This window comes from Paenibacillus sp., from assembly GCF_031177825.1.
In the GTDB taxonomy this organism is placed as follows: Bacteria; Bacillota; Bacilli; order Paenibacillales; family YIM-B00363; genus Paenibacillus_AE.
In genome coordinates this window covers 76,349-101,289 of record NZ_JAPSKE010000004.1, presented here as the reverse complement: position 1 = coordinate 101,289, position 24,941 = coordinate 76,349, and the positions used below count along the sequence as shown (strand labels likewise).

Annotated in this window: 17 protein-coding genes, 1 pseudogene and 1 riboswitch; of the genes and pseudogenes, 16 read left to right on the top strand and 2 right to left on the bottom strand. The window is 51.6% G+C overall.

From position 1 onward, the window contains the following. Positions 1–204: 204 nt before the first annotated feature. Positions 205–1,278 carry a GntR family transcriptional regulator gene (locus tag RIN49_RS06245; RefSeq protein WP_309119300.1) on the bottom strand — a complete coding sequence of 358 codons (1,074 nt, stop codon included), beginning with the start codon at positions 1,276–1,278 and terminating at the stop codon, positions 205–207. 909 nt (positions 1,279–2,187) lie between these two features. Between RIN49_RS06245 and RIN49_RS06240 the strand changes: the two genes are divergently transcribed. The 6 genes and pseudogenes from RIN49_RS06240 to RIN49_RS28920 form a co-directional block, all read left to right on the top strand. Continuing rightward, positions 2,188–3,813, top strand: coding sequence for a glycoside hydrolase family 183 protein (locus tag RIN49_RS06240; RefSeq protein WP_309119299.1), 1,626 nt, complete (start codon positions 2,188–2,190; stop codon positions 3,811–3,813). A 181-nt stretch (positions 3,814–3,994) separates the two neighbouring features. Then, a complete protein-coding gene (locus RIN49_RS06235; protein ID WP_375295218.1) occupies positions 3,995–4,849 on the top strand; it encodes an ABC transporter permease in 855 nt (284 codons plus the stop codon). Positions 4,850–4,860: 11 nt separating this feature from the next. Further along, a complete protein-coding gene (locus RIN49_RS06230) occupies positions 4,861–5,760 on the top strand; it encodes a carbohydrate ABC transporter permease (protein ID WP_309119297.1) in 900 nt (299 codons plus the stop codon). Positions 5,761–5,810: 50 nt separating this feature from the next. After that, positions 5,811–7,457 carry an extracellular solute-binding protein gene (locus RIN49_RS06225; RefSeq protein ID WP_309119296.1) on the top strand — a complete coding sequence of 549 codons (1,647 nt, stop codon included), beginning with the start codon at positions 5,811–5,813 and terminating at the stop codon, positions 7,455–7,457. Positions 7,458–7,566: 109 nt separating this feature from the next. Beyond that, positions 7,567–10,617, top strand: coding sequence for an alpha-mannosidase (locus tag RIN49_RS06220; RefSeq protein ID WP_309119295.1), 3,051 nt, complete (start codon positions 7,567–7,569; stop codon positions 10,615–10,617). Between the two features lie 59 nt (positions 10,618–10,676). Further along, positions 10,677–11,389, top strand: a pseudogene (locus RIN49_RS28920) (beta/alpha barrel domain-containing protein); the annotation flags it as partial. Here RIN49_RS28920 and RIN49_RS28765 read toward each other — a convergent pair. Next, complete coding sequence (locus RIN49_RS28765; protein ID WP_375295213.1) at positions 11,327–11,488, bottom strand: Spo0E family sporulation regulatory protein-aspartic acid phosphatase; 162 nt, start codon at positions 11,486–11,488, stop codon at positions 11,327–11,329. The pseudogene RIN49_RS28920 and the gene RIN49_RS28765 sit on opposite strands and share 63 nt — an antisense overlap. A 346-nt stretch (positions 11,489–11,834) precedes the next feature. Here RIN49_RS28765 and RIN49_RS06210 point away from each other — a divergent pair, with 346 nt between their 5' ends. From RIN49_RS06210 to RIN49_RS06160, 10 genes are all read left to right on the top strand, one after another. Further along, on the top strand, positions 11,835–12,041 hold the full coding sequence (locus tag RIN49_RS06210) for an NUDIX hydrolase (protein ID WP_309119294.1): 207 nt from the start codon (positions 11,835–11,837) through the stop codon (positions 12,039–12,041). Beyond that, positions 12,038–14,644 (top strand): winged helix-turn-helix domain-containing protein, encoded by a 2,607-nt coding sequence (locus RIN49_RS06205; protein ID WP_309119293.1) that lies wholly within the window; start codon positions 12,038–12,040, stop codon positions 14,642–14,644. Before RIN49_RS06210 ends, RIN49_RS06205 begins: the two co-directional genes overlap by 4 nt. Positions 14,645–14,924: 280 nt before the next feature. Next, positions 14,925–15,743, top strand: coding sequence for a GLUG motif-containing protein (locus tag RIN49_RS06200; RefSeq protein ID WP_309119529.1), 819 nt, complete (start codon positions 14,925–14,927; stop codon positions 15,741–15,743). A gap of 591 nt (positions 15,744–16,334) precedes the next feature. After that, a complete protein-coding gene (locus RIN49_RS06195) occupies positions 16,335–16,508 on the top strand; it encodes an S-layer homology domain-containing protein (protein WP_309119528.1) in 174 nt (57 codons plus the stop codon). A gap of 136 nt (positions 16,509–16,644) precedes the next feature. Further along, the gene (locus RIN49_RS06190) at positions 16,645–17,679 is read left to right on the top strand and encodes a hypothetical protein (protein WP_309119292.1); all 1,035 of its coding nucleotides are present in this window, start codon (positions 16,645–16,647) and stop codon (positions 17,677–17,679) included. 560 nt (positions 17,680–18,239) lie between these two features. Next, positions 18,240–19,352 carry an Mbeg1-like protein gene (locus tag RIN49_RS06180; protein ID WP_309119291.1) on the top strand — a complete coding sequence of 371 codons (1,113 nt, stop codon included), beginning with the start codon at positions 18,240–18,242 and terminating at the stop codon, positions 19,350–19,352. 217 nt (positions 19,353–19,569) lie between these two features. Continuing rightward, the gene (locus RIN49_RS06175) at positions 19,570–20,745 is read left to right on the top strand and encodes a macrolide family glycosyltransferase (protein WP_309119290.1); all 1,176 of its coding nucleotides are present in this window, start codon (positions 19,570–19,572) and stop codon (positions 20,743–20,745) included. A 305-nt stretch (positions 20,746–21,050) separates the two neighbouring features. Further along, a riboswitch (cyclic di-GMP riboswitch) is annotated at positions 21,051–21,146 on the top strand. A 205-nt stretch (positions 21,147–21,351) separates the two neighbouring features. Continuing rightward, positions 21,352–22,110 (top strand): GTP cyclohydrolase II, encoded by a 759-nt coding sequence (locus RIN49_RS06170; RefSeq protein WP_309119527.1) that lies wholly within the window; start codon positions 21,352–21,354, stop codon positions 22,108–22,110. Then, positions 22,107–23,201 (top strand): bifunctional diaminohydroxyphosphoribosylaminopyrimidine deaminase/5-amino-6-(5-phosphoribosylamino)uracil reductase RibD, encoded by a 1,095-nt coding sequence (ribD, locus tag RIN49_RS06165; RefSeq protein ID WP_309119289.1) that lies wholly within the window; start codon positions 22,107–22,109, stop codon positions 23,199–23,201. Before RIN49_RS06170 ends, ribD begins: the two co-directional genes overlap by 4 nt. Before the next feature lie 264 nt (positions 23,202–23,465). Beyond that, positions 23,466–24,920, top strand: coding sequence for a hypothetical protein (locus tag RIN49_RS06160; RefSeq protein ID WP_309119288.1), 1,455 nt, complete (start codon positions 23,466–23,468; stop codon positions 24,918–24,920). Positions 24,921–24,941 lie beyond the last annotated feature (21 nt).

The following is a 24,941-nucleotide window of genomic DNA, read 5'->3' as shown; positions in this document are numbered from 1 at the left end:
TCTACGGCGCCGCTTCCTTAAGCGGCAAACTTATGGGATAAGCGACGAACGGATACGATAACGGGTAACGATAGCTTCATAAACAGGAACCGCAAGGCGATGCTGCCCGACCATCATTGAGGATGGTCGGGTTTCTTTGTGCGCTTGACAGCGTATCCGTCGTATTTTCGTAATAAGGGAACCTTGAACGCGGAGCGGGTAAAGTTACAACGGCTTGACCGTGTCGCGAATGACAAGACTCGTGGGCAGCATCACTTTCTTGTTGCCGTAAGAAGAGCCTACGGTGATTTCGAACAGCAGCTTTGCGCTCTCATAGCCGAGGACTTCGAAATACTGCTTCACCGTGCTCAAGGCGACCCTTGCGAATTTGGAGCTCTCGAAGTCGTCGAATCCCATCAGGGATAACTGCTCGGGGATTTGAATCCCGCGAACGGCAAGTTGCTCGAGCACCTCGAGAGCCCGCTTGTCATTGGCGCAAAACAAGGCGGTCAGCTCTCCGTCTTGAATACGGCGCGAAAGCGCCGCATAGTCCAGTTCTCTTTCAGGGAACAAGAGCTCCTTAGGCGTCGGGAGGGATGCGTTCGACATGGCGTTGCAATACCCGTTATAACGTTCTACCTCCGGGGTCAGGTGGAAGTCGTAAGCGGCAAAACCTATCCGTTCATGTCCTTGCCTGATCATGTATTCTACCGCCTCATAGGCGCCGTCGTGATTGTTGCAAGTGACGACGTTGACCGGGTAGCCGGAAGGGGAACGGTCGAGCATAACGAACGGAATCGATTTCTTGCGGATTTCGCCAAGGTAACTTTTCGCCGCGTTGGGATCGGAGGAATAGATAAGCAATCCTCTTAGTTCCGTCTGAATCAGATTCAAAATCAGCTGGCGTTCCTGTTCGAAATCGTTCTCGACAAATTCGATGATCAGCTTGCAACCGTGCTTCCCCAGGAAGGATTGCACGCCTCTCATAATTTGCAAATAAGAGCTGTCGTACATCTCGATGCCGGAGATGACGAAGGCGACCAGATTCGAGGTTTTCTCCGATGCGACCGTTTGGCTTGCGACGAAACTGCCCTTCCCCCGGATACGATAAATCACGCCCTCGTTCACCAGATCCGTCAACGCTTTCCGCACCGTGATCGAACTGACGTCCAGTAGTTTGGAAAACTCCGATTCGCTCGGAATCCGGTCGTCCTTCGAAAATTCTTGCCTCTCGATGTGAGACAAGACATAGTCCTTTACCTTTTGGTACTTCAGCTGAGCCAAGTCTTTCTTGCTCACGTCCGCTCCACCTCGTATCGAAATTTTTTCTATTATAACGCATATACACCGCAAAAGGTATACGAACCTTTCTGTCCTCGTGAATCGTATGCGCTTCGGGGATGAATACATGACGATAGAATGGACATCAGGCTGGGGATTTTGGATTCCGTTTTTTAGCAATGTAGTGAGGTACAGACAAAACATTTTAAAAAAATGATTGAATTTTTTAGGTCTTCGTATTACTATTTGGTCAAACATAGTATGTGTAGATAAATCAATTCACATCATAACATACTTGGCCAATGGCTTACCTTCTCCAGACACTTCGTATGCCGTTCAGATAATAAGTGATTAGCAATAAATCGTTGTGCAAACGCTTTATTTCCAACGTAAACGATCGAAAGTCCAGCGAAGGGGGTGAGGCCAATGAAGAGGAGTGTAAGAGGATTAGCGGAAAAGAGGGGGACATAGTAAGAGCAGGTCAAGCGAGGTGCAAGCAGACAGCTTAGATCCGACATGGGGGGGAAGATGACACGTTAACCCGAAAACGATTGGAGGATTGCACGAATGCGAAGTCGTACGAAAAGAACGATGAGACGTTCGAGCAGCTCTTACAGTTTCCAGAGAAAGACGACTAGCCCACCCGGGCGGTCAGGCCAGCTATTACGAAGAGAACGGTCAAGGGTACTGGTATTCACCGAGCGCAGGACCAGGAGAAGGCCTTAATCGACCTCGGACTGATCAGGAGGCTACTTATACGAATACGTTCGTTCACGAATCATGTCGCGACGCCGCTCTATACAATAGGGTTTAACTCCTGCGGCAAGCGCGAGTAACGGCTGACGCGGACGCATGGCGGCCATGCAGGGACCGTCCCTCCGTCCGTATGCGTCGGAGGGCACTACATACCGATCGGAGGAATAACGGATGAAGAAATCATGGAAGTCATTGGGATTCATGGGGTTGGCCCTGCTGATCGCAGCGACAGCGCCAGCGATGACCGCGGCGGCGGAGGCGGCTAGCCACGCGACGGTGCAGGCTTCGGACGCCGCGTACAAGAGGCAGGCGCCGTTCTCGATCAGGGTTATCGACGAGGAGACGGGCCGGGGCATTCCGGCCGTCGAGCTTCGGACGACGAACCATATCTCATATTACACGGACAGCGCGGGCTTCGTCGCTTTCAACGAGCCAGGGCTTATGAATCAATCGGTATTCTTCCATCTGTCGAGCTTCGGGTACGAATTCCCGGTCGATTTCTTCGGTTACCGCGGCCAGGCGGTCGAAGTGACGCCTGGCGGCAGCATTACGCTGCAGATGAAACGGACGAATATTGCCGAGCGGCTCTACCGGGTCACCGGCCAAGGCATTTATCGGGACAGCGTCTTGCTCGGCATGAAGCCGCAGATGAAGGAGCCGCTCCTGAACGGCATGGTCATGGGGCAGGACTCTGTGCAGACGATCGAGTACCGTAACCGTCTGTACTGGTTCTGGGGAGATACGGATAGACCGGCCTATCCGCTCGGCAACTTCCGAGTGACTGGCGCCACGTCGAAGCTGCCGGATCAGGGCGGCCTCGACCCCGACGTCGGCGTCGATTTGAAATATTTCACGAAAGAGGACGGCTTCGTCAAGAGTCTTGTGCCGCCGCTGCCCGACGGAGCCGGAATTGCTTGGATATTCGGCTTGATGACGGTCCAGGACGATAAGGGGAACGAACGGCTGCTTGCCGCCTACAGCACGCATAATCCCCAACCTACCGCTTACGGCATTCTTATCTGGAACGATGAGAAAGAGGAATTCGAGCACCTCGTCCAATTTCCCTCCAAGGATGACTGGCGCCATGCCGGCGAGGGCGGACAGGCGACCTTCTACGAGGATAATGGCAAAGGTTATTGGATATTTACCCAGCACAAATATCCGAATCTTCGGGTGGAATCGAAGATGAGCGCTATTTTGGACTATACGCAATATGAAGCCTTCACGCCTTTAGCTCCGGGTACCGCGTATGACGGCGCCAATACGACGCTGGATCGCGATGCCGACGGGAAGTTGGTGTGGGGCTGGAAGAAGGATACGCCGCCGATTTCCCAAGACGAGGAGAAAGAGCTTATTCAACTGGGATTGATCAAACCGGAAGACCCCAAATACTTTCAACTGAGAGACGTCGACACGGGCGAGGAGGTCCGCATTTTTCAAAGCTCGGTCGAATGGAACGATTACCGGAAGCGGTACGTGATGATCGGGCAGCAGGGATTCGGGAAAACGTCGCTGCTCGGTGAAATATGGGTTGCGGAGGCGCCGGCGCCGAACGGACCATGGACGACGGCGAAACATATCGTAACGCACACGGAATACTCGTTCTACAATCCTGCTCAACACGAGTATTTCAGCAAAGACGGCGGCCGGATCATTTACTTCGAAGCGACGTACACGAACACGTTCACGCAATCGATGCCGACGCCCCGATACAACTACAATCAGATGATGTATAAGCTCGATCTGGATGACCCGGACTTGGGACTGACGCCGCTTGAGGAGATGACGAGCGGTTAATGGGAATAGCCGTCCCTCCGTTGCGGGATCGCTTCGGAGGGATTGCGAAGACAATATTCGGCATCCGATCCGCGGCAAGGATCCGGGATATTCGATTAATGATCGGTAAGGGGATGTCCTTTTGGAGTCAAAGTATAATAAGCTGCTGTCACGAATTGTGAAGCATCGGTATCTCTATTTAATGGTCCTGCCCGGTTTTCTAACCCTATTAATTTTTCACTACTTTCCAATGTATGGGATTTTGATAGCGTTCAAAGATTATAGCGCTCCGAAGGGGATATGGGGGAGCGAGTGGGTTGGATTGAAGTATTTCAATTCTTTTTTTAAGGATCCGATGGCATTCAGGGTTTTAAAAAATACGTTGCTTTTGGGGCTGTATACCCTGTTCTGGTCGTTTCCCGCTCCGATTATCCTTGCATTGCTTTTTAATGAGCTGAGAAATAAGCATTTTAAGAAGTTGATACAAACCGTTTCTTACTTCCCCCATTTTATTTCTGTTGTCATTGTCGCAGGGATGCTTAAGGAATTTACGGCTAGAGACGGTCTATTTAATGATATAGTCACTTTCTTCGGCGGGACCCCGATTATGTTTCTTCTTGAACCGGATTATTTTCGAACCATCTTTATCTCTTCAGGTATTTGGCAGGGGGTGGGGTTCGGAACGATCATCTACCTTGCTGCCCTGAGCGGAATAGACCCTACGCTATATGATGTAGCCGAAGTGGATGGCGCAGGCCGATGGAAGAAGGTCGTGCACATCACGTGGCCGTCGCTAAAACCTACAACCATCATATTGCTGATTTTCGCCTTGGGGGGAATCCTGGGGACCGATTTCCAAAAAATCATTTTGCTTTACTCGCCTGAGACCTATAGTGTGGCGGACGTCATCGGATCCTATGTTTATCGACAAGGTATACTAGGCGCTCAATACGAATATACGACGGCGATCGGATTGTTCATGTCGATCATATCCTTCGTTATTCTCTACTTGGCGAATCGGGCGAGTCGTAAAGTATCGGAGACGAGTTTGTTTTAGGAGGTGGGACGTTGAGACAAGAAAGCTTGGGCTCCAAAGCTTTTGATGCAGTGAATATTGCGGTGATGCTATTCATCTTCATCGTTGTGTCGTATCCGATCCTACATATTATCGCCACATCGCTGAGCGGCGCACGTTACATCTCCTCGGGAAGCGTAACGGTATGGCCTAAAGGGTTTAATCTAAGCGCTTATACGACGGTATTTCAAGACCCCTATATTTTTAAGGGTTATTTGAATTCAATCATTTATGCAGTCGGTTCAACCGGCATTATGCTTTTCTTTACGGCTTTAATGGCTTACCCGCTTACCATTCCCGGATTCGCAGGCAAAAAATTTCTCACCGTCTTTCTCATGATTACGATGTTTTTCGGCGGGGGGTTAATCCCTACCTATTTGCTTATGCGGAGTCTTAACCTGTTGGATACGGTTTGGGTGATGATTCTTCCCGGCGCCGTCGGTGCCTATAATGTGTTTCTGTTTCGAACCTTCTTCCTGAATATCCCTTCGGAGCTCAAGGATTCTGCGTACATCGACGGAGCGAATGATTTGGTGGTTTTATTCAAAATTGTATTGCCTTTATCGAAAGCGCTGCTCGCGACCTTTGCATTATTCGGTCTGGTAGGAAGCTGGAACAGCTGGTTCGAGGCTTTGATCTACCTCCGCGATCAGGATAAGTACCCTTTGCAAATGGTCTTAAGAAACTATTTATTTACGCTGGATACGACTGCGATTCAAGGGCGAGTCGGGGCAGGCGGCAGCGTTGCCATTAATGCGCCGGGAGATGCGCTTGATCCTAAGGCCGTAAGAATGAGCGTCATCATTATCACCATGTTCCCGATCATGTGTATTTATCCGTTCTTCCAAAAGCATTTCACAAGAGGGATCCTGATTGGCTCAATCAAGGGCTAAGGTGAGGTCGCTATTCAAAGAAAGTAAACAAGTTACTTGGAGGGGTTCGAATGAACAAGTGGGCGAACATGCTTAGCCTTGCAATGGCTGGAGCACTTGCTATGACCGGCTGTACGAACAGTAATATTGGAACGTCCGAGAGCGAGACGCCCGAGAGCGGAAATACGGAAGAGGCAAGCGAAGCGATGCGTTTCTCCGTGACTCTGCCTTCGAACGGGGTGGATAATCCCAATAGTTTAGTCGGCGAAGAATGGCATAAGCAGATGGAAGCCTATATGGGCAAGAAGGTTGAAATTGACTATAACTATATTCCATCGTCCGAGTACGATGAGAAAGTTAAGCTTATGATCGCAAGCGATGATTTGACGGACTTCTTCGTGACTCCTTTATTTTACGATACCACCGAAATGGCCGAGCAAGGCCAGCTCCTTGAATTAAGTCAGTACAAGGAATTAATGCCTAACTATATGAACTATCTTAGTAAGGTGAAGAACGGGATGGCGAGAGTAACGAATGCCGACGGCGAGATGTACACATTCAAGGAAACTTCTACGCCTAGGTTTCCCGAGGATCGCGGCATGCTCATTCAGAATACGTCAGCCTACCGCTACGATGTATTTAAGGCGAATAACATCAGAATTCCAGAAACTCTTGATGAGTTTTACGAGGCTGCAAAAAAAATAAAAGAGCTGTACCCGGAAAAATACCCTGTTGCGACGAGATGGAATAGCTTAAGGTCGCTGTTCTCCGCGAGTCACATCAGGGACGACATTTTCTGGAATGGCGAGAAATACGTATATGGGGTTATGGAAGAAGGATATAAAGACGCGCTGCTCTTTGCGAATAAGCTGTACTCGGAACAACTGCTGGATCCGGAGTATACCATCGATACGGACGATACACTGAAAAGAAAGGCATTGAACGGCGATAACTTCATGTGGTTGACCCAGTGGTTTACGACCCCGGCAGAGTACACGAGGACGGCTAACGACGGCAAAATATTCGCTGTTTCCCTGTATCCCGATAACCCGAAGTACGGAAAAGCGTGGCAGGAAGTCGCGAACGGGAATACGCCGGACTTAGGCTGGGGCGCTTACGCCATTCGTTCGAAAGTGAAACATGCCGAAGAATTGATCAAGTTTATCGACCATCAATATTCCGATGAAATGATCCGGCTTATTACTTGGGGGATCGAGGGCACGACCTATACGATCGGAGAAGACGGAAATCCGACTTTCGTAGATTCGCTGAAAAACGCTGAGGATCCATGGTTAGAGGGTGATAAATACGGTATGCGAGCAAGCAGAAACCATAACCCTGGCTTACAGATGGTCAATGACGCAAGAGCATTCGTAGATTTTGCCGCAACGGATTATACGGTGTTTAACGGCAAATATGAAGAAATTCCGATCGAGAAATCGCCCTTCCTAACGGGTTTGCCGATGCCTGAGAACGAGTATGTTCCATCCTGGTTAAGTGAACCGTCTATTCAGCTCACGAAGGACGAAAGCCAGCAAATATCCGAGATTATGAACCCTGTCAAAACGTTCGTAACGGAAGAACAGGCGAAATTCGTTTCCGGCAAAGCAAGCTTTGACGATTGGCCGACATTTATCGAGCAAATCAAAAGAATGGGCGATGTTGAAAAAGTGCTAGAGATCTATAATAACGCTGCACAAAGAGCCTTGTCGAAATAAACCGAGGTAACATAGTCCCTCCGCAGCGATCGCCGCGGAGGGACGACTTTTGCCGAACTTGCGCCGAGCCCGCCCAGCCAAGATGAAACTATAGGATGTGAGCAGAAGCTTGAATTTAAAAAAAGAGATTCAAAGCCATGTCGAAAAGCTGCTGAAGGATAAGAACCGATACATTTATACGAACATCGGTTCGATCGCATTCACCGGCTTTGTCACGGGGGAGCGCCTCTCCTATACGGATACGCAAACTCGTCGATTCGAAGCCATGCACCCCGGGGAACGATGGGGCGACAACTGGATGTACGGTTGGTTCCGCGCATCGATCGCCATTCCGCCGGAAGCGGCCGGCAAACGAGTGGCGGCGTTGGCCGATTTCGGCTCGGAAGCGACGCTTTACATCAATGGGGTCGTGAGCGGGGCGACGGATCTTCAGCATCACGACGTGACGCTGACGCGCAGCGCGCGGCCCGGCGAACGATTCGAGCTCGTCGCGGAGGCGTACGCCGGCCATACGAATCGGAAGCCGATGATCGGCGAATCGCATCTTTGCATTTTTCAAGAGGATATCTATCAATTTTTCATCGATTTGGAATGTTTGTGGCAGGTCAGCAATCATGTCGATCCGAACTCCCTGCGTACGGCGGAAATCGAACGGGGTTTGACGGAAGTCGTCGCTGCCGTCGATTTCGGGTTATCAGAGGATGCGCTGACTGCGAACGTGAATCGGTGCCGCCGGCTGATGGAACCGCTCTTGGCATGCGTGAACGGTTCGACGTCCCCGCTGCTGTTCCTCATCGGTCAGTCCCATCTCGATATCGCATGGTTGTGGCCGATCGAGGAGACGAAGCGGAAAATCGCCCGGACCATGTCCAACCAGCTTGCGCTTATGGAGGAATATCCCGAATATCAGTACGTTCAGAGCCAGCCGTATTTGTATCAGCTCGCCAAGGACCTATACCCCGAGCTTTACGCACGCATCAAACAGGCGGTCGCGGATGGGCGAATCATCCCTGAAGGCGGCATGTGGGTGGAGTCCGATACGAACTTAGCCGGAGGAGAAAGCCTGATTCGCCAAATCATGCACGGCAAAAGGTTCTTTAAAGAGGAATTCGGCAAAGACAACGAAATGCTGTGGCTACCCGACGTATTCGGCTACTCCGGCAACATGCCGCAAATGATGAAGGGCTGCGGGCTTCGTTACTTCGCTTCCGTTAAAATGTTCCAAACCTACGAGAACGTCTGCGATCCGTTCCCGTACAATACGTTCCTCTGGGAGGGCATCGACGGTACGCAAATTTTGACGCACCTGCTGGATTACGGCGAGTACCCGATTCGCGTGAACCCGTCGTTTCTGATTCGGCAATGGAACGATCGCGTACAGAAGGACGGCATCGCGACAAGACTTGTACAGTTCGGGCATGGCGACGGAGGCGGGGGAGCGAACCGGGACGACCTGGAGTTTCTGCGCCGGCTCGAAAATTTGGAAGGCGTACCGCGAACGAAGCACGGCTCGCCGATCGAATATTTCCAGGACCAGATCCAGCGAGGCATTCCCGATGCGAAATACGTAGGCGAACTGTATTATCCGGCGCACCGGGGAACGTACACGACACAAGCGCAGCTCAAGCGCTTGAATCGGAAAGCGGAGATCGGCTTCCGCGAGGCCGAATTGTGGGGCGCCGCCGCAGACCTGTTACAGAACAGGCCGTACCCGTACCCGGAAATGGATCGTCTGTGGAAGCGGCTTTTGCTGCACCATTTCCACGACATCTTGCCCGGAACTTCCATTCATCGCGTTCATGAGGAAGCGCAGGCCGAGCTGATGGCGTTAAACGAGATCATTTACGGTATGGCCAAGGAAACAAGGGATTCGCTGGCGAACGGCGAGCGGTCGGACGTCACGGTCTTCAATTCGCTGTCCTGGGAGAGGAAAGAGCTGGTTGCCTTGCCTGTCGGCGTCGACGGGCTAATGGACCGGACCGGGCAAGCGGTGCCGGCTCAGCAGCATGACGGCGTATGGTACGCGGAAGTCGAAACCCCTTCTATGGGGTGGTCGACGTATGCGACCTGCGAAAGGAAGGGTCTTGCGGATGCCCCGGTCCCCTCGGCGGTGAATGCAACCGCGACGCGCCTCGAGAACGAGTATTTGTCGATTACCGTTAACGAACTGGGCGAAATCGTCCGGATTGTGGATAAAGAGACCGGAACCGATTGGGCGGCGGGAAATAGCAACGTCATGAAGATGTACCGCGATCAGCCGTCCGCGTTCGATGCGTGGGAGATCGACCGGCGTTATGAGGCATCTCCGGTCGAACTGGATGCGAAAGCCGACATTGCCGTTACGGCGAACGGCCCGCTCTTTGCGAATATCCGCGTCGAACGGACGTTGCATCGATCGACGATGGTCCAGGATATTCGGCTTCGCGCCGGCAGCCGTCGGATCGAATTCCACACGACAGTAAACTGGAATGAGGCGAACAAGATGCTCCGCGTCGATTTCCCCGTGCTCGTCCATGCGAACGAATCGATGCAGGAGATTCAATTCGGTTACGTCAAACGGCCGAATCACGCTTCGCGTCCCCATGACGCGGACCGATATGAGGTGTGCCAGCACAAGTGGGCCGCGCTTGCCGAGACGAATCGCGGCTTTGCGTTGCTGAACGATTGCAAATACGGGATCGCCGTCAAGGATCATACGATGAGCATGACGCTTCTTCGATCGCCGACGTATCCGGACGAGACGTCCGATCAAGGAACGCACCGATTTACATACGGCTTCATGGTTTGGAACGGATCGTTCTTCGACAGTCCTGTCATTAGGGAAGCCTATGAGCTGAACTACCCCGTTACTATTACGGACAGAGGCAGCCGGGACGAACAACGATCGTTGCTTCAAGTCGATCGCGCGAATGTTATTGCGGAGACGGTCAAGCTTGCCGAAGACGGTTCGGGAGATTGGATCATACGCCTATACGAGAGTAAGGGAGCCTCGGTATCATGCGGTCTGCATGTTGGGATATCCGTAACGACGGCGTACGAAACCAACATGCTGGAGGAGGCGAACGTCGAATTACCGCTTGAGGACGGGAAGATCGCGTTCCTTCTTCGCCCGTTCGAAATAAAGACCATCCGGCTCGTCCGAACATCATTCGCAAAATAGGAGGCAAGGGGATGATGACCCTTGAACGCTGCTAAAAATTTATCGAAGGAACGGACGACCGTGAGGTAGGAGCCGTTCCGAACCCGGAGGAACGGCCGATCGGACCTTCAGGCTTGGATCTCGCGACCGGGGAAAAAGTCAATGAGCCGATGAGTCAGGAAAGGATCGATTCCGTTGTTGCCGCCGGCTTGCCGTCGCGCCGTAGGACCCGATTTCCCTATCTTATTGCGGATATCGCAATGGAAATCAAGCGATTACGAGGCGAAGTTGGCAGCCAATCCGGGTGAATTGGACAAATTCCTTGCGCCGCTTGTAGAAGCGGGTGTTGATGCATTTCACTGCTCGACCCGCCGCTTCTGGGAACCGGAGTTCGCCGGTTCCGATCTAAATTTAGCAGGCTGGGTTAAAAAATTAACCGGTAAACCTACAATCACAGTGGGCTCCGTAGGTTTGGATAATGAGTTTCTATCTTCGTTTAGAGGGGAAAACGCGTGGTACGGCGAACGTGGATACCTTGACCGACAAGCTCAACGATCGACAGTTCGATCCGGTTGCCGTCGGCCGTGCGCTGCTGGTCGACCCGGCAAGGGCGGCTAAGGTACGAGATGGCCGGCTTGACGAGCTGAAGCCTTTCACCCCTGAATATATGATCGGGCACTCCGAGTTAGCGGGAGAGCCTTTTTCTTTGTTTGACGACCTGTTACGGGACTTAGGTATCCTTTTGTTTTTTGGATCTCATCCATTCAACGATGAGTTGATCCAGTTCTTTTGATACTTCCAACACAGCGGGATGTTGAAAGTCGAACGCGTTATCGCTAGCGCTATTGATCAACTTGTTTCGTAACGCGTCAATCTTCTCAAGGTTATCCATTTCATCATGCTCCCGCCGGTTGAATATGTAAACCATTTGATAAGGTGATTTCATCATACAAGCCTTAATTTATGGAGTAAACCAAAAGTTTGATGAAAATTTTATAACTGTACTCATAATACAACGGAGTACGGGAGTTTATCCTGTTGAGCCGTCCGGAAGTTATGTGCAGCTTTGAAATAAATCCAGGATATCATTATTGTCCTGAACGGTCAGGTTTTCCTCGTTATGGTAAAGTAATGGTAGGATGATCTATCGGGTGGTTTGGCATGAAAGCGTCAATCCAGAACATCGAAGATGTACTCGCCATGCTCGATGTTTTATGGAGGAGCCTCGGCATCTTTTTATGATGTTATCAATCTTGGTATTATCTTCTGAATCTCGCGAAAAGGTGGTTACTTCATTGATTGCCGAAGCAATTATTGTGCCAAATGATTCTGTTCTAATGGTTAAACAATATGTTCAACGAGGAGATATTGTTTGGAAATTTCCTGGAGGTGGTATTGAAGAGGGGGAGAGTCCTGAACAAGCGTGGGAAAGGACCGAACGATGACAAGCGATTGGAACGACAACAACGCCGAGATTCTGTTCTCTAAATTCCGGATTCCGCAGCCGATTGCCCAGTCTGTGCCGCGCCCCCATTTGATCGCGCGATTGAATGAGGGCATGGCCGGAAAGGCGACATTTCTTATTGCGCCAGCGGGGTACGGCAAAACGACTTTGGTCGGCGAATGGGCACGTCAAGCGGGCATCCCCGTCGGTTGGCTGTCGCTGGACGAAAAGGATAACGATCTGGTCCGGTTTTGGCGTTATGCGACGGCATCCATCGAGCGGGCGATCGGTGAACTGCCGGGCTCCGTCCATGCGGCAGCTGATGCGCTGAATCCCGGACGGTACGAGCCGTTTCTCGTGAATTTGCTGAACGAATTGAACCGCTTGGAGGACCCGCTCGCGCTGGTCTGGGATGATTGGCACCTGATCGTAGATCCGGAGATCGCCGAATCCGTCTCGTTCTTCTTGGAATATTTGCCTTCTACCGTACACCTTCTTTTTGCAAGCCGCGTCGCGGTCGGATTTGCCAAAGCGAGATGGCGGAGCCGGGACTGGATCCGCGAAATCGACTCCGATCAGCTAAGGTTCGATTTGCGGGAGACGGTGGATTTTTTCCGGATTTATGCCGGGCGGGAGCTGCGAAGGGAGCAGATCGAGCGGTGCCTGGCCGAGACCGAGGGTTGGGTGACCGGTCTGAAGCTGATCGCGTTGTCTTGGCGTTATGGAGGGCGAACGGACACCTACGATCGGGGCTATTTCCCGGCGGGCGGGAGCTTGGAACGGTATTTGCTGGAGGAAGTGTTCGAAGCTTTGGATGAGCCGACCAAGCGCTTCTTGCTGGACGTGTCGGTTCTTCGGCGCATGAACGGTCCCTTGTGCGAAGCGGTGGGCGGGAAGAACGGCTCGAAGAAGCTCGCGGAGCTGGGGGACCTCGGCCTGTTTTTGGTCCCGATGGATGACCGCATGGAGTGGTATCGGTTCCACCACCTGTTCGGGGAGTTTTTGCGGAACCGGCTGAAGGGCCAAGATCCCGGCAGAACGGGCCCCTTGTTCCAGTCGGCCGCCGAATGGTGCGAGAGACAGGAGATGCTCGAGGAAGCGGTCGATTATTATTTGGCCGGGCAGCAATATGAGGAAGCCATGCGATTGCTGGAACGGATGCGCAGCGTCATGATCCGCAGGGAGTTCCAGGCGATCCGGTCTTGGTTGTCGGCGATTCCCGAGCCAATGTTGATGCAGCGGCCCTATCTGTACTTTTCGTATATTTTCTCGCTGCTCTGGGCTCAGGATGTGGATACGGCGGAGCGGCATTTGCGACTGGCCGAGCAGCATTACGAGGAAGCTTCGTCGGTCTGGGGACAGGAAGAGAAACAACGTTACCTGGGTTACTTGTATTACGTTCGCAATTTCAAGGCGACTCAGTTCGATATGGACATGATCCGGGGACTGGAGTATATCCGCTTGTCGCTTCAACACAGTCCCGAAGGAACGGATTTGATCTTCGCGTCCCCCTATATGCCGCTGGCGCCGTCCGTTTTCCGATCGTACAATGGCAAACGTGGCAAGCATCTGCCCAGGGGCCTGTCGGACGACTTTTTCGCGGGCATGATCGAATTCATGGGGCTGATGGGCCTGCAAGACCTGACTGTGATCTGCTATGGGGAATTGCTGTACGAACGGAATGAATTGGAACTGGCGGAGAAGTATTTGAAGCAAGGTCTCGCGGGCGGCAGCCACGGGGGGTACCAGCCGGAGAAGGCGTACGTCCCCGCAAGCCTGTTCCTGTCGCGGATCAGGAGAGCGAAACAAGACGTCGCCCAAGCGGAAAAATGGCTGGAAGAGGCCGGCGCAAGAGCGTTGAAGGACGGAGCCGAAGCGGCGCCGATTCTCCTCGAAGCGGAGATGGCCGCTCTGCGGCTGGAACAGGGGGACCTTACGGAGGCTGTCCGGTGGAAGGAACGGTATAAACTCTCCGCGGACGATCCGGTGTCCGTGTATCAGCTTTACATTTACGTTTTCCTCGTCCGGGTGTTGATGGAAACGGGAGAGCGGCGGGAGGCGTGGTCGTTGTCGGAGAAGCTGTTCTCCATCGCGGTAAAGGGCCACCGCCCAATGGACGCGTTGGATCTACAGATACTGCAAGCCATGATGCTGCAATGCGCGGACAAGAATGAAGAGGCGTTGCTCCGGCTGGAGGAGGCGCTGCGGTACGCCGAACCAGACGACTACGTCCGCGTGTTCGTCGACAAGGGTAAGCCGGTCGCGAAGCTGTTGGCGGAATACGTGCGGCAGCGGCAGAAAGGCAATATCCGGGACCGGAACGCGCCCTCTCTCGCTTACGTGCGCAAAATCTTGTCCTGTTACGGAGAAGCGGCCGATTCGCCGAACCTCCCGCCGGTCGCCTTGGAGATGCTTCTGACGCCGAAGGAGTACGCGTTATTCTGCCACATGGAAGAGGGCATGGACAATTCGGCGCTCGCCTCCGCGCTCGGAATCGGCATGGGTACCCTGAAGGCGCACATTAACCGCATTTATAGCAAGCTGCAGGCGAAAAACCGCTTGGAGGCGATTAAGCGCGGACGGGAGCTGCGGGGGTTCCGTTGATGCGTTCGTTCCTATCTCCTATAACCGGGGCTATAACCGCGGTTAGATTCGACAGCCGAAGGTTTCTTATATACTTTCTGTTGAAGGTTGTCGGCTATCGAATGATGCAGGAAGGATAGGGTGGAATGAGACGTATACTCGTATGGAGCGGGATCATGTCGTCGGGGGCTTGGTGGGGATAACGGTTTATGGGTATGTAGGCTGATCCTACTCCACAGGTACGGTAAGTGCCGATAATGGAGACGTCGGCGGAGCACTCGGCGCCAATAACGGCGCCGTGATGGAATACAATTACTGGGAAGCGGAGACTTCCGGGCAGAGCAGCGGTTGCGGCTACAATAACAGCGATTACGGAAAACCGTGCGTCACGGCGAGCCTTTCGACCGCGCAGGCGCTCGGCCAAGCGAGCTATTCGGGGTTCGACTTCTCGGCGGAATGGTTCATTGTCGAAGGTTCAACTCGGCCGTTCCTCCGGTCGGAATGGTCGGAGACGATCGGCAACGCCCATCAGCTGCAGTTGATGGCGATGGATTTGACGTCGAATTATACGCTGGCGGACAACATCGATTTCGGCACAACATTAACGGACGACAGCCGGCTCGACATGTGGGCGACGAGCGCCGGCGAAGGGGCAGGGTTCGCGCCGATCGGCGACTCGAATGCAGGTGCTTTCATCAGGCAAATCGACGGTAAGGGGCATGCGATTCGCGGCTTACGAATCAACCGTCCGGGAACCGGACAGATCGGCTTGATCGGTTACCTCGGCGATGGAGGCCACGTGCGCGGCATCGGGGTGGAAGGCGGCAGCATTCGAGGATCCTATTCGAGCGGCGGGCTGGTCGGAGATAACCGCGGAGGAACGGTCGAACGGTCCTATTCGACGGCCGACGTAAGCGGCGGAAACAATGTCGGAGGCTTGGTGGGCAACATGTTTCCCGGCGTCGTGAGGCAGTCCTACGCGACAGGTGACGTTACCGGAATGTATGCGGTCGGCGGACTGGTGGGCCGCGCCGATTGGGGAGTTTGGTCGAGGATACTTACGCCATCGGGTCCGTCACGGGGAGCGCGGAAGTCAACGGGCTGGTCGGGCGGCATGTAGGAACGATCAACCGGGCATATGCCGCAGGCCGTACCGCCGGTTCAGGTTCCGATATCGGAGGGTTGGCGGGGAGGGATTTCAGACCTGTATCCGTCGTAACCTCGGGATACTACGATGCAATTACGTCCGGCCAAGGCGACTCGGGTAAAGGCGACGGGAAATCGACGGCAGAGTTGAAGCACCAGGTTGTGTTCGATGATTGGGATTTCAGCGAGATCTGGACGATCGGGGAAGGGATGACGTATCCTACCCTGCGGGGAATTGCAACGAATGCTGGCAATGACGCCGCTCCGCCGACCATCGTGAATGCAGTGGTAAGTGTCGAACGTCCCAACATCATCACGGTAACGTTCGATGAAGAGATTCGGATGCCATCTGCGAGCGGGTTCACCGTAAAAGCGGACGGCGTGGATAGAACGGTTCTTGAAACTGTGGTGGCCGGAACGAAAACCATAAAGGCAACGTTAGGCGCAGATGCGGATTTACATAGAGCGCAGGATATTCGGCTGTCCTACGACTCGCAAGGTGATCTGAGGGGCAACCGCTTATTCAGCGCGACGGAACCCGAAAAATCCGGTAGTCGCTCCGTCCATCGCGGATGGGGATCGGATCTCGCGCTGGGCGAGAGATGCCGTCGAAGCCGCGGCGGAACAGGGGTTCCTCTCGGGCTACCCGGACCGTGCGTTTAAGCCCCAAGCCCAAGCAACCCGCGCGGAAGCGGTCAAGGTGATCGCTCAAATCATCCAAATCATCGAAAGCAGATAATGGTCGGATAAGGAGCCGTCTCGTCGGGTCATGAAAGTGACATGAGGGACGGCTTTTTTTCAAGAAACTTTTTCTAACATATTATCGTCTAAATAGCTACTTACCAGTATTCGATTGAGGGGGATGTAATGTTCCTATGAAAAGGGTTCGAAGCTTCGTAATCATCATAATCGCCTCACTCCTCTTATCCGCATGCTGGTCGTCCAAGTCGCACGATGTTACGTCGCCCTCAGAAAGTTCGACGATAACCGGGGATCCGGCTGCGTCGAACGAAAAGGCAAGTGTCGATCCCTCGGAATCGGCCTCGGGAAGTCCGGGCGAGCCGGCGGAGACGGCCGTGTCCGCCGGGCAGAGCCCAGAAGTCTCGCGAAGCCCGCAAACGTCATTGATCGTCGAAGTGAAGTCGGGCGGTTCCGTCATTCAGGCGTATACGTTCAATGATAAGATGGAGAACGCCGTTTTCCGAAAACACACTTCGTTGCCGTACGGAGTTTACGTTCCGGAGTTTATGGATCAACGAGAGTTTTCCGAAGGGGTGGAGTGGGGCTACGGAGAGCCGAGAAACTCTTTCGCCATCATGGAAGGCAGCATGGTCCAACCGGACTTTCAGGAAACCGATCCCGATTTGGCAGCTTATAAGGAATACTTAGGAACAGACCGGAGCGACCCGATGATGGAATACGACTATTTCTCTTTCCATGGCGAATCGCATGAGTTGCTCATACGCTTTGCATATACGTCCGAGGAGAAGGCGAAAGCGCGAAAGCTGTTTCTAGCCATGATTACGTCGCTAAGGGAGACGCATGCGAGCGATGACTTCAAAGCCGGTGTATTCTTGACCTACGACGAATCGGCGCTGGACGAAATCCAGAAAGCGGTGCTGCAATGCGCACTAGCGAGCATGGATGCGATCATTGCCAAGGACGCCAAGGCATTCGCGAAATCGCTGGAATCACAAGGTTTAGCGGTTGCGATAAGTTTTTTAATCGACGGTGGAAGATTATACCGGTTCGAAAAGCTGGAATCGATTACGGCGCTGGACGAGAAAAGATACAATGTCAACGTTGCCTATAGGGCGCTAAGCGAAGAGGGCTTCTTATTTAATTCCGTCTATGCATTCACGGTTAGAAAAAACAAAGCCGGTGAATGGAAAGTCGCGAATATCGACTAGTGGAGCGTGTATGCGAAATTCGATCGTGTTTGGAAGGGTCGGAATGATTCGATAGCTAGCTTCATAAACCATCATGGCAGCCGCCCAGCATCGGCTGCCATTTTAATTAAAGTAACGGGCCGTTTAACCGACCCGGTTTTGGGTAGGTAGAAATCGGGAAGTGTAGTAATAATGGAGAGTTATTTGCCTCGAAGGGTAGGTCCCGATTTGGCGTTATGAAGCATCTGAACATATTAGAGGAAGCTGGGCTCATTACCACGAGAAAAGCAAGCCGCGAAAAGCTGCAAAGCCAGAACAAGTGTGGCAAGCGCTCACGGATCCGAACAAGACGTCGAAATTTAGATGGATCCTCTGAAACCGCCTAAGGGATGATCGGTGGCATCGCTGTACAGAGTTGGCCGGCTGCAAGGGGAGTAAAGCCCCACTCGGGAAGCAAACGGGAGACCTATCCCCCTCGAATATAAGAAGCGGGGAACTGGGAAGGAGAATGCGATCGGAATTTGATATGATTCTAATATATTTCAATCAGCGCAACTCGTACAATGGGGTGGGATGGAAGCATGGGGAATATGCTGGATTATTTGGATTGGCGGGGAGACTTGACGCTGGAGCAAGCTCCGTTCAATGAAGTGGACAATCTTGTCCTCTCTCAGCTGGCCTACGTCAACTTCGATTATATCGTACCGCCCGAATGGATCGACGCGTCGATTTCTATCCGGGAAGCGGCGGAGAGGTATTTCCATCTGTATAGCGAAGATCGCATTCAGAGCTTCGGCCATATGTTACGCAACTCCGTTTCGCTCCTGAGGAAGGTTCGACACTGCTCCCGCTTCGCGAACGCGAAGCTGTCCAAATTCCAAAACATCGTCGATCTAGACCGAACTAAACAGTTCGCGGCGATGCATGTCGAGTTGGAGGACGGCACCCTATATGTCGCCTACCGCGGAACGGACAGTACGATCGTCGGCTGGAAAGAAAATTTCAACATGACCGTTACAACGCCAGTGCCTTCGCAGTTCGAGGCCGTCCGATACTTAGAGGATACAGCAGGTGAGGGAAGCTCGCCGCTTCGGCTCGGAGGCCATTCAAAGGGAGGCAACCTCGCGGCTTATGCGGCGGTTATGTGCCGAGTCGACGTGAAGGCGCGAATCATAGAGGTGTACAATAATGACGGGCCGGGATTTGACGAAAAGATTACGAGGAGAGATGCTTATCTCGAGATGCGCGATCGCATTCGTACAATCGTGCCGCAGGCGTCGGTCGTCGGTATGCTGCTAGAGCATGTGGAGGCGTTTGCGGTCGTTAGGAGCAATCAGTCATTGCTTATGCAACACGATGCGTTTTCCTGGGAAGTCATGGGTCCGAAGTTCGTCCGGGCGGAACAGGTGGCGAGGGAAAGCCGCATGGTTGTGGCTGCGCTGAAGTCGTGGCTGGGACAGCTCGCGAAACCGCAACGTGAGCAATTCGTCGAAGCGCTCTTCCAGATTTTCCAGGCTGCCGACGTCTGGACGATCGAGGATCTATCCCGCGCTAAGTGGAAGAAGGTGACGCACATGATTCGGGCGCTGAATCAGTCTCAGGAGCAGAAGGTCGTGTTGACTAAGACGCTTAAACTTCTGTTCCACGAGGGAAGGAAGAGCCTGATGGCTATGCGGGAGGAGAAGGTACCGTAGTGCCCCCAGACCGATAAAAGGGTTCATTTGATCATATCAACTTCGAACCAAAGTAGTTGCCGGTAGCCCCTAGTCCCGCTTGCAGTGTTCATCCTGGTGATAAGCTGGTTGTTTTGGGAGAAGATGCGACAAAAGGAATTGCGATCTTAAAAAGCGAGGGTTTCTTGGAAATTGCAGATATGATCAGAAAAGCCGAACCGGCGGGAGATGAGTCAGAATGAGCAAAATCGTATTTTTTTCGATACCTGCACATGGTCATACCAATCCGACCATTCCGGTAGTAACCGAGTTAGCAAATAGAGGTCATCAAGTGTGGTATTATTCCTTTCTGGAATTTCAGAAAAATATAGAAGTCGCCGGTGCTACGTTTATTTCTTGTGATGAATTCGTGCCCCGGCAATCGAAAAAAGAAATGGATCGTAAAGTTGGTAAAGATTTTGCGGCATTGATTGAAATGCTCGCCGATACGACCATTGCTTTGGATGATAAGGTATGTAAGGAATTAAGGGAGCTTCAGCCGGATTGCATTGTATCCGACTCTTTATGTTTATGGGGTAAATTATTTGCCAAGAAACTAGGTGTCCCCTATATTTGTTCGACGACTTCCTTTGCTTTTAATCAATATACGGCAAAACTGATGAAGCGGAGTTTCATGGAAATATGGAGAATGATCGTGGGCATACCACGAATAAACAACAAAATACAATTGCTAAAGAATCATGGATTTGAGATAGAAAATTTTGTGTCGATGGTTCAAAATGATAATGAAACGGATACCATTGTTTTCACTTCGAAAGAATTCCAGCCAAGGGCGGATACCTTTTCCGACCGATATTCCTTTGTCGGGCCATCCATCAAGCAGCTTTCACCGGTACAGAATGATAAAACGGATAGAAAAGTAGTTTACATATCCCTTGGAACTATACTTAATAAAAATTATAATTTTTACCAAAACTGTATTAATGCATTTGCAAAGACAGACTATGATATTGTGATGTCAGTTGGTGAAAAAACTGAAATTTCCACTCTTGGTAACATACCACGAAATTTCACAGTGAAAAATTCCGTGGATCAGATATCGGTATTACAAACCGCAGATGTATTTATTACCCATTGCGGAATGAATAGTGTGAATGAAAGCCTGTATTTGGGAGTTCCAATGATACTATTTCCGCAACATAGCGAACAAAGATTAGTGGCTGACCGGGTTGCCGAACTGGGTTCAGGATTAAAACTGAAAGGGAATAAGCCAGAATATTTGGCGACAGCGGTAGCCGAGGTGTTGGAAAAACGGACATATAAGGAAGCTGCACAGAAGCTGTCAGAAGCTTTTCGGAATACTGGCGGTGCGATGGAAGCAGCCAATGTGATTTTGAGTAAAATAGGGGAGTAATCCCTTTGTCCAAGAAAGCCTTGAACTTGGATCTCTCCTTTGGCGATGTCCAGACCGATAACAGGATTCATTTGATCCCGGTATTCCCTAGTCCCGCTTGCAGTGTCTAGCATCGTTTGTTATTCGAGATCAATGCTCAACCAGCCTCAAACATGTTTTAATGGAGTAACCGCCAAAGAATTTTGTCGGCGGTCTCGATGAACGGAGGAAGGGGATATTAGTGTTTTATTGCAGACCGCGGCATAGATGAAAAATTTGGATTGCAATCATAGAGAGCAAAGATTATCATTGTAGCTGTAATTGAAAAACGATAATGGCAAAGCTAATGAAAATTAGCGACGCAAAGCTAAAGGGGCTAAGGAATTTGCGAAATGCAAAGTCTATGCCAGCCAGTTGCCGAATAGTTTGGAAATCCGGGTGCCTCTTTCAGGTTATTTCCCGTTTTTCGAAATCCCCACTTTCGGCAACGAAATCGGGGATTTTTTATTTTTTACCCATCTAACAAACATATTGACGGAAAGGAGGTATCATGCACAGCTGCAACGGACGACTTTAGTCCAAAGATCCAACAAAACTGTTTGAAGAGGAGATGGAATTGTGATTTCGATGCAAGCTAGAAATGTGGTGGCCGAAAAGATAAAGATCTTGAGACAAGACCACAGTCCGAATCTCGTTCTTGTTGGCCCAGTGCAGCTCCCGGTACAACTGGAAGGTCGAGAAATTACTTTCCAATGGTATACATGGTTAAATATGGAAAGCATTCCTTCGCTGGAAGGAGAGATTCTCGACGTACTGTCTGAAATTGATTTCGCATCTTCTCAGCAATCATCCGTACTCGTTTATGGCGACTTCGCCAACAACGACCAAGCGTTGGTCCGGTTTCACAGCATATGCCATACCGGGGACATTTTCGGGAGCAAACGCTGCGACTGCGGCTACCAATTGCAACGTTCCATGAACATGATCGCCCAAAACGGTTGCGGAGCTCTTTTTTATTTGGCCAATCATGAGGGCCGCGGTATCGGGCTTTTTTCAAAGTCTCTTGCTTATTTATTGCAGGAAAAAGGCTACGATACGGTAGAAGCCAATATTGAACTTGGTTACGACGACGATCAGCGCTCCTACGATGAAGCGATTCGCGTACTTCGAAGCATGCGGCGCAAACCGGTCAGTCTTATTACAAACAACCCCAAAAAATTGCATTCACTTCGAGAGAAAGGACTTCTAACCGATCAACACGTCTCTATTTGGGGTAACCCCACGAAGCATAATAAGCGATACTTGAGAACGAAAATTGCCAAATCAGGTCACCTTTACGATCCTCCAACCCGAAGCGTCGAACAGGAAGGATGGGGCGGCAGGTGAATAATGACCAGCATTTTATGAAATTAGCGTTAGACTTGGCTGCCACAGCCAAAGGAAAAACGACACCGAATCCCGTCGTGGGCGCCATTCTTGTCAAAGAAGGGCAGATCGTCGGTATGGGCGTCCATCGGAAAGCGGGGGAACCCCATGCCGAGGTTCATGCATTTCGCATGGCCGGCGAGCATACGAAAGGCGCCACGTTATATGTAACACTTGAACCGTGTTCCCCGTTCGGAGGAACTGCTCCTTGCGCGGAGATGGTTAAGAATGCCGAGGTCGCACGTGTCGTCGTTGCCATGCAGGATCCGAATCCGATGATGGCTGGACGCGGCATTCAACTGTTGAGGGAACACGGGATCCGAGTTGATGTGGGTGTGTTGCAGGCGGAAGCTAAATTGCTAAATGAGCGATATGTGCACAACATGACCAAACACCTCCCGTTTGTTATTTCAAACGTTGCTATGACGCTGGATGGAAAATTGGCTGCGCATACGGGACACTCGCAGTGGATAACGGGGGCTCAGGTACAACAGGAAGTGCATCAGTTGCGAAGCGAAGTCGATGGCATTCTGGTGGGGATCCAAACGGTTTTGGCGGACAACCCCCGCCTAACGGCGCGATTGCCGGAACGTTCGAAGCAGCCCATCCGCATCATCCTCGATACGAATCTGCGCTTACCGATGACGGCTCATGTAGCCGATTGTTCGGAAGTACAGACTTGGATTGTAACGAAAGAAGATGCGGATCCTGAAAAAGTGAGCGCTTTGAAACAAAGAGGGCTGGATATTCTTTTTGTCCCTCAAACTGAATACGGTCTTGATCTGCATGCCTTGATGAGCATTCTTTATCAGAGAGGCATTACCGACCTTCTGGTAGAAGGCGGCAGCGAAATCAATGGATCTTTCTTGCGCACCAAGCTGATTAACAAATGGTTGATCTATATCGCTCCCAAAATACTGGGAGGACGCAATTCCTTCACTCCCTTCGGCGGCACGGACGTGGAAACTGTCGATGAGGCATGGAATGTTACGATCCACAGCACCCGGCAGGTCGGAGAGGATATTTGTATCACGGCATATCCGAACGACTGACCTTGACCGGATGCGGTAGAAGAGATTTCCCGTGTCGAGTAATAAGTAAATAAACAACATGACGAGGCTGCCGGCAGTACGATCGGTGGCCTCGTTCTACTAACTGGCAGCATTCCTATCATGAAGAAATACGAGGTTTGTTATAACTTGGGTAAAGAGGTAATTATCTCCCGTCCATCTGATATAATATTCGTGCATCATAAAAAATCACATGATCAAAGGAGGACATTCATGTCGACACCCCAAACGTTAGGCGGGTTCCAGATGGTAGCCGCCATCACCGAGGACACTATCAACTTCCAGTTCGAACAGCTGTTCAAGAAGAGCATCTTGCCAGATCATCTTAAGCTCAAGGCCGGAGATACAGGAATTGAAATCGATGCCAAGCTGAATGCACCGACCGTTAGCTTCAGCGTACCGGGAACGAACCGGGCGATTCTCTTCATGCTGAATATGCCTTCCGGGAAGTTCACGTACTGGGATGGGTTCGGCTCATCCGCCAAGCAAAAGACGATCGATTTTACGAACTGGGTATACGCCTTCACTGTCAATCTGGATTTGGTCGCCATTGCGTACGACGACGTTAAGAAAGGAAGCGCGGTACCGCAGGAGGTGCAGGATCACCTGCAGCAGTTCAACGACAGTATGTTCACGATCAGTCATCTGTTCACCGACTTCGAGGATGCGGATTTGGCCAGCTTTGATCCTGGCTTGACGAAGATGCCGCTCCCAGACGGCTCCATGATAACGCCAGGGCAAATTACTCAATTCCAACAGGCACTGCAGACTTATTTCACGACACTGCAGGGAACCGACAACCCATACATCCTAGGCTATTGCGTCGATACGAACACCATAGCCCCATCAACTCCGCCGACGTTTACTCCTACAGGAAGCACATTCTCCATTTACAGCGATCCGAGCATCGAAGGGATCAGCACACTGAACTTCCTCGTCATGACCAATCAAACACCTCTACCGACCGATCCGAATGCAGGCATCTTCTCCAGCAATTGGGTGACAAACTCAGAATCCGACGGCAAATTTATTATATCGAGCGATCTGTTTTGGATCAGCTGGCTCCTCCCGTTAATCCAGAATTCACTCGGAATTACCAATGCGCCAACCCCGATTACTGGCGGCTGGTCCTACTCAAGCAATTCGCAGCAGCAATATACATTAAAGGATGACGTTAAGTGTATCTCATCGCTTACGATGGTGGACGCTCATATTACGATGACGGACAACCGGACCGCGAGCGTAAGCTACAGCAACGATACGCCGACCAAGGTGAAGGTCAACCTGAGCGGGAATTTGACGATGACGTACCGGAACGATTTTACTTGCGTATTCTCCGAGTGGATGTCCGAGACGGCCAAGATCGACTGGACGGGCAAAATCACCATCTCCGCGGGTGACGATGGGCAGGTCGCACTCGATCTCGACCTGGATGTGCCGGACGCAACCAAGTCTACAGACGGCAACTGGCTCGGCAAAGGAGATATTGCCCTTATACCGGATAACAAGCAGTTACTAAACGACATCGGCGGCAGCTACGAGAGCAGCATGAAGAACACGCTGAATCAATTCAAGAATCTGCTCGGTCCATTACACAACAGGTTTATTTTACCGGCAGGCGATGTATTCTTCTACGCCAACGCCCAGCTTGATCCGTTCAATAACCTGACGATGGACATTACATACAAATCACAATCTTAAACGCGAAGGAGGAACTCGCAG

Coding starts and splice junctions, on each gene's coding strand:
- RIN49_RS06190 (WP_309119292.1), top strand. CDS start 16,645: ATGAAAAGGGTTCGAAGCTTCGTAATCATCATAATCGCCTCACTCCTC.
- RIN49_RS06160 (WP_309119288.1), top strand. CDS start 23,466: ATGGTAGCCGCCATCACCGAGGACACTATCAACTTCCAGTTCGAACAG.
- RIN49_RS06205 (WP_309119293.1), top strand. CDS start 12,038: ATGACAAGCGATTGGAACGACAACAACGCCGAGATTCTGTTCTCTAAA.
- RIN49_RS06180 (WP_309119291.1), top strand. CDS start 18,240: ATGGGGAATATGCTGGATTATTTGGATTGGCGGGGAGACTTGACGCTG.
- RIN49_RS06210 (WP_309119294.1), top strand. CDS start 11,835: ATGATGTTATCAATCTTGGTATTATCTTCTGAATCTCGCGAAAAGGTG.
- RIN49_RS28765 (WP_375295213.1), bottom strand. CDS start 11,488: ATGGATAACCTTGAGAAGATTGACGCGTTACGAAACAAGTTGATCAAT.
- RIN49_RS06175 (WP_309119290.1), top strand. CDS start 19,570: ATGAGCAAAATCGTATTTTTTTCGATACCTGCACATGGTCATACCAAT.
- RIN49_RS06240 (WP_309119299.1), top strand. CDS start 2,188: ATGAAGAAATCATGGAAGTCATTGGGATTCATGGGGTTGGCCCTGCTG.
- RIN49_RS06170 (WP_309119527.1), top strand. CDS start 21,352: ATGCAAGCTAGAAATGTGGTGGCCGAAAAGATAAAGATCTTGAGACAA.
- RIN49_RS06235 (WP_375295218.1), top strand. CDS start 3,995: ATGGTCCTGCCCGGTTTTCTAACCCTATTAATTTTTCACTACTTTCCA.
- RIN49_RS06200 (WP_309119529.1), top strand. CDS start 14,925: ATGGAATACAATTACTGGGAAGCGGAGACTTCCGGGCAGAGCAGCGGT.
- RIN49_RS06225 (WP_309119296.1), top strand. CDS start 5,811: ATGAACAAGTGGGCGAACATGCTTAGCCTTGCAATGGCTGGAGCACTT.